5 protein-coding genes are annotated in these 5318 nt (G+C 48.2%); 4 read left to right on the top strand and 1 reads right to left on the bottom strand.

The window, feature by feature from the left end; all coding sequences use genetic code 11:
• Positions 1-441: 441 nt before the first annotated feature.
• The gene (locus tag ON064_RS16825; RefSeq protein WP_058381906.1) at positions 442-642 is read right to left on the bottom strand and encodes a cold-shock protein; all 201 of its coding nucleotides are present in this window, start codon (positions 640-642) and stop codon (positions 442-444) included.
• A 214-nt stretch (positions 643-856) separates the two neighbouring features.
• Between ON064_RS16825 and ON064_RS16820 the strand changes: the two genes are divergently transcribed.
• The 4 genes from ON064_RS16820 (at position 857) to fumC (ending at position 5214) form a co-directional block, all read left to right on the top strand.
• Positions 857-1378 carry a P-loop NTPase family protein gene (locus ON064_RS16820; protein WP_274625670.1) on the top strand — a complete coding sequence of 174 codons (522 nt, stop codon included), beginning with the start codon at positions 857-859 and terminating at the stop codon, positions 1376-1378.
• A 134-nt stretch (positions 1379-1512) separates the two neighbouring features.
• The gene (locus tag ON064_RS16815) at positions 1513-2187 is read left to right on the top strand and encodes a hypothetical protein (protein ID WP_274625671.1); all 675 of its coding nucleotides are present in this window, start codon (positions 1513-1515) and stop codon (positions 2185-2187) included.
• Between the two features lie 105 nt (positions 2188-2292).
• Positions 2293-3807, top strand: a complete 1515-nt coding sequence (locus tag ON064_RS16810; RefSeq protein ID WP_274625669.1) for a UDP-N-acetylmuramoyl-L-alanyl-D-glutamate--2,6-diaminopimelate ligase — start codon at positions 2293-2295, stop codon at positions 3805-3807.
• A gap of 24 nt (positions 3808-3831) precedes the next feature.
• A complete protein-coding gene (gene fumC / locus ON064_RS16805) occupies positions 3832-5214 on the top strand; it encodes a class II fumarate hydratase (protein ID WP_058381903.1) in 1383 nt (460 codons plus the stop codon).
• Positions 5215-5318 lie beyond the last annotated feature (104 nt).

Raw genomic sequence — 5318 nt, 5'->3', positions numbered from 1 at the left:
AAATGCTTCATGCTTTGTAGCTCATATCATTTGGAACAAGAGAAGGCGATAGTGAGTACTAGTTTCACCACAAGCTTCTTGACTCAAATGCTATAGGACTAGATGCTTCATCGCAGGAAGCGATTTCCCCGCTAGCCGGCAACTAGTTACAGAAGCAGAGCTGACTAAACGCACCCGAATCAATGGAATCTCACAGCCGCCGAGCGTAAGCGGGTGAGCCGACGCAATAAGACAGGTGCTCTCCCTGGCTTGTTGCCAAAGGCCAACCCAAAGCAGGGCGGCGACTACCAAAGCGACGCTTATATCAATGCGCCGGAACATTTCCACACCCAAACACTCACTATCTCCACCTTAAGAAACCGCTCCATTGCATGCCTATATTTTAAGACAATAAAAAATGGACTCTTCCGAAGAAGAGTCCATTGAAAGGTTAAGGGTTAATTAAGCTTTTGATACGTTAGTAGCTTGAAGACCGCGTTGGCCTTGCTCGATGTCAAAAGTAACTTCTTGACCTTCGTCAAGAGTTTTGAATCCTTCGCTTTGGATAGCTGAGAAGTGTACGAATACGTCGTCTCCGCCTTCGCGCTCGATGAAGCCGAATCCTTTTTCTGAGTTAAACCATTTTACTTTACCTTGTTCCATGTGTGTTTCCTCCTCGTATGCTAATGCATACATTGTATTACTATCCTTGCTCAAATCCTTCAGATAAAATCTGATACTTAATGAAAAGCCATCGAACAAAAATAATTCTTCCTTAGAATAGCACGGTACTCTTTGGAATGCAAGGGTTAAGTTCAGTTGCTTCTTTTTACCGCGATTCGTTATAGTTGAATGAAGAGCGATAGGAGGGGGATCGATGCAGCGGATTATGGTGATCGGTGTGTCAGCGGGAGCCGGCAAATCAACATTTGCAAGACGTTTAGGAAAAGTGGCCAATCTGCCGGTGTATCATTTGGATGCGTATTATTGGAAGCCGGGCTGGGTTGAAGCAGAGGAGAAAGAATTTCGGCACAAGCAGCAGGAGCTGGTGAACGAGCAGCGCTGGATCATTGAAGGGAATTATAATAGCACGGCCGCTATCCGCTTGGCAGCTTGCGATGCACTTATCCAATTGCAGCTTCCGCTGTGGCGCTGTATATGGCGTGTACTGAAAAGACGTATCCAATACCGTAAGAAAGCTAGGCCGGATATGGCGCCGGGATGTCCTGAAAAGCTGGATTATGAATTCTTGAAGTTTATTGTGACGACCTATCAAGAGCGGCAAAAATCGCAACACCATTTAATAGAAGAATTTATTAGGAAGTATCCTGAAAAACAGGTGTATATCCTCCGTACACAAAAGGAAATTGAGGCTTTTTTTGGACAGGTCGGTAAATAGTTTCAATTTTACAGTCAATTGAAAAAACTTGGAGACGATGGATAGGGAACATGGTATTCTGATAGTACGAAAGAAACGAGGGGGAATGGGCTTTGAAAGACCGCCTATATGAAGGTACACTGACCAATGTGCGCATGCACAAACAGGTGCCAATGTATATGAAGCGCCTGTACCTGGAGGATTTGGCTGAAATCGAACGGGTTCAGCAAACGGTTATCGACTCGCTGCCAGAGAAAAATACGTTGCAGCCGTTGTCGACTGAAGAATTTCTGTTTATTTTGCAGCATAACGGGCTGATTGTCGGGGCTTTTGTGGAAGGAGAGCTGGTGGCTTTTCGGGCACTGCTCGTTCCGGAAATTGACGAGGAGCATCTCGGGCGCGATATCGGGCTTTCTGAAGAGGAGCTTGGCAACATGATTTATCAGGAAATTTCGGCTGTTGCTCCCGATTACCGAGGAAATCGACTTCAGCAGAAGTTGGCCGAAGTGGTCATGAAGGAATTGAAGAAACTGGAGAAAAAATTCCGCTACGTGGCCTGCACAGTGGCACCGATGAATATCCCGAGTCTGAAAGATAAATTTACGCAGCACATGCACATCGCTGCGTTAAAGAAGAAGTACGACGGCCTGGAACGCTATATCCTCGTAAAAGATCTCGAACAGCCGAATGCAGATTACGGCAATCAAGTCACGGTACCGATCGACGATATACAAAAACAGCAAGAATTACTAAATGAAGGATATGTTGGAATCGGCTTCCAGATGGTCAAAGGCTTTCATGCGCTACAATTTGCCAAACCTCTTAGTTGATCGGTAATTTTTTTAAAAAAGCGACTCGAATTGTGGAACACTCTAGCGCTTTCCTGTAAAATTATCAGAAATTCACATAAATTTATCTTCAAGAGGAGTTACGATATGAAGTTGCAATTTGCACAAATTCCCGGGGTACGCATATTAAAATCATTCGGGCCAGAGTCAGTGGACATCCAAGCGATTGTCTATAACTCTTCGGCTGCACGGAATGGTTCTGCATTTTTTTGCGTCGTCGGGGAAAATACAGACGGACATCTATACATAGAGCCTGCCATCGAAAACGGTGCGCAGGCGATTATCGGCTCCAATGAGGAAATTCTATCCCATCAAGCCAAGCGTTATCCTTCTGTCAGCTTTGTGCTGGTGGCGGATGTGCGCAATGCACTCGCACACACCTCAGATTTCTTTTTCGGCTCGCCGCAGCATGATTTGTTTAAAATCGGCGTGACGGGAACAAACGGCAAGACTACAACGGCTACCTATGCCCGTAATTTGTTCAATTTGCTGGGAACACCTTGTGGATTTATCGGCACAACGGGCGTCGAGACAGCTCAAGGCAAAGTGCCGTTCGAGAAAAGTACGCCAACCACGCCAATCGCTTCAGACATCCACCAGATCTTCTCCATGCTGGTCGATGCCGACACGCAGGCAGTGGCGATGGAAGTGTCTTCGACTGCGCTGGATCAGCAGCGGGTGGAAGGAATCATTTTCGATGTAGCCATCCATACGAATTTATCCGAGGAGCACCTCGAGTATCATAAAACTTTTGAACATTACCGGGAGTCTAAGTTGAAGTTGTTCGAGCGTGCGAAAGCAGCTGTCGTCAATCTCGACGATCCCGGTTTAAGCGGTGGCATTTTAGCAGTGGCGGATTACCCGGTGTTGAGCTATAGCCAAGATCCGTCGAGCGGTGCTGACCTGATTTGGGGAAATTACAGCGCATCTGCACAAGGCATGCGTTTTGAGTTGAATTATAGAGGCGATATTCGGATAATCGAAGCTCCGCTATTTGGCGACTACAATGCCGCGAATTTGACGGCGGCGATTGCGACTGCCTTACACGCAGGGCATTCAATCGACCAAATCATTGCGGTCTTGCCGGATATGCCTCAAGTAGAAGGGCGTTTTCAAGTGATCAGAGGCCCTGAAGAACGGACCATCATTTTGGATTATGCCCATACTCCAGTCGCGATCGATGCGGTCTTGGCGGAAGCCCGTAAATTGCCCCATCGCCGCCTGATCGCGCTTATTGCCGGAATCGGTATCCGGGATTTTGCCAAGATGCCGAAAATGGCAAAAGCGTCTGAAGGGAAAGCGGATGTCTTGGTCGTTACAGTTGACCATCCGGGTTACAACGACCCGGAAGAAGTTGTTTCGGAAGTGATCAAAGGCTTCAGTGTCCCGTACATGCAAAAAGTGCTGAAGGCGCCAACGCGCAAACAGGCAGTGGAAAAAGCGCTAGCGGAAAGCGGGCCGGAAGACATCATCTTGCTGTCGAGCGGCTGCATCAACGGCGCCCAGATAATCAAAGGGGAACATATCCCGCATTCAGATGAAGCGATAATCGAAGCGTCTTTTTTCGGGTGGAATGTGTTTAATAGAAGAGAAGCTAATTAAAGAATAAGAATTGGAGTGAATGGAATGCAGTATCGTACAGAAAAAGACACGATCGGTGAAATTCAAGTTGAAGCTGACAAAATGTGGGGCGCGCAAACTCAGCGCAGCGTCCAAAACTTTGCCATCGGAACAGAACGTATGCCCCATGAAGTGGTCATGGCATTTGCTCAATTGAAAAAAGCGACAGCTAAAGCGAATCACAAGCTCGGTAAGATGTCCGACGCAAAAATGCGCGCCATTGAAACAGCTGCGAACGAAGTGATCGAAGGCAAATGGAACGACCATTTCCCGCTCGTCGTTTGGCAGACAGGAAGCGGCACGCAGTCCAATATGAACATGAACGAAGTATTGGCGCGCCGCGGAAACGAAATTTTGGCGGAACAGGGGTCGGATGAAAAACTTCACCCGAACGACGACGTCAATATGTCCCAAAGCTCGAACGATACATATCCGACAGCGATGCACGTTGCCGGCGTTCTAGCAGTAACGGAGCAATTGATTCCAGCGGTCCAGAAGTTGAAAGCGACTTTGGATGAAAAAGCGAAGAAATTCGACGACGTCATCAAAATCGGCCGCACGCACTTGCAAGATGCCACACCGCTCACATTGGGTCAGGAAATCAGCGGCTGGCGCCATATGTTAGAGAAAAGCGAGCGCATGATCAAAGAAAGCGTCGAGCATATGCGTGAACTTGCAATCGGCGGAACAGCTGTCGGAACGGGCATCAACGCAGACCCGAAATTCGGCGGCTATGTTGCGGAATTCATCGCAGAAGCGGTCGGCACGGAGTTCACTTCAGCGGAAAATAAATTCCATGCACTGACAAGCCACGATGAAATGGTTTATGTGCACGGTGCGGTCAAAGCACTTGCGGCGGATGCGATGAAGATTGCCAACGACGTACGCTGGCTCGCAAGCGGCCCGCGCAGCGGCATCGGCGAAATCACGATTCCGGCAAATGAGCCGGGTAGCTCGATTATGCCAGGGAAAGTCAACCCGACGCAAAGCGAAGCCTTGACGATGGTATCGGCTCAGGTCATGGGCAACGATGCAGCAATCGGATTTGCAGCAAGCCAGGGGAACTTTGAACTCAATGTCTTCAAACCGGTCATTGCATACAACTTCCTGCAATCGGTCCGCCTGTTGACGGATTCACTTGTTTCTTTCAACGATAATTGTGCAATCGGCATCGAAGCGAACTTGGACGTCATCGAAAACCACGTGAAGAATTCCTTGATGCTCGTCACTTCTCTCAACCCGCATATCGGTTACGAAAAAGCAGCAGCGATTGCTAAGCAAGCACATAACGAAGGCACGACGCTGAAAGAATCAGCAGTCAAGAGCGGCCATTTGACGGCGGAGCAATTCGACGAATGGGTTCGCCCGGAGAATATGGTAGGAAAATAATGCAAACAGCCGGGATTTTCCCGGCTGTTTTTTTGTGGAACAAGGAGTTTCAGGGCAGGAAATAGAAGTAGAGGGAACGAGAGTGATGAAATCGCTCCAGGCGG

It is taken from the genome of Planococcus sp. A6 (genome assembly GCF_028823615.1).
Classification (GTDB): Bacteria; Bacillota; Bacilli; order Bacillales_A; family Planococcaceae; genus Planococcus.
Note: the sequence above shows the minus strand (reverse complement) of the source record. Positions and strands in the feature narration are given on the sequence as shown.